The 490-nt window shown below is 63.5% G+C and carries 1 protein-coding gene; it reads right to left on the bottom strand.

Annotated elements, in window-relative coordinates:
- The coding region (locus GVL03_RS19585) for a hypothetical protein (protein ID WP_159502603.1) at positions 1 to 490 on the bottom strand (490 nt) is incomplete at both ends.

Raw genomic sequence — 490 nt, 5'->3', positions numbered from 1 at the left:
CTGCATGTATGTGTCATCGCTTTGAATGTCCGATCCATTGCGATAGTCCGCATTTGACCAGGGCCCCTGGCCCTGCGCCTGCATGCCTAACTCGCTGTCCTTCTGCCCATGTTGAACCGATTTCGCCGCCAGCATTCCCGGGACGGTGCTCTCCGCATAAGCCGAGCCGAGAGCATTTCCAAACGCATCGGTCGCCACCTGCACCACACTGATGCGCCCACCGCGCATTACCGCCGTGGTCACGCCACTTGCAAACGACGTCACCGTTCTGCGCGCGAGATCGCCGCCCCAATCTCCCAGCCCCGCGAACGTGGGCGGCACCACAGGTCCCGCCATGCCCTCCGGCAGGGCGTGGCCTTGCAGTGCGTCACCCACCACGCTTTGCACGGCACCTCCAGCAGCGCTGGCCGCCACGCTCTTCCAGTCGAATTTCGATTGGAGGCCCGTAACCATGCCAACGCCCTGCGTCAGTACGTTGGCCGTCGCATAC

This window comes from Microbacterium sp. 18062, from assembly GCF_902706225.1.
GTDB lineage: Bacteria > Actinomycetota > Actinomycetes > Actinomycetales > Microbacteriaceae > Microbacterium.
Note: the sequence above shows the minus strand (reverse complement) of the source record. Positions and strands in the feature narration are given on the sequence as shown.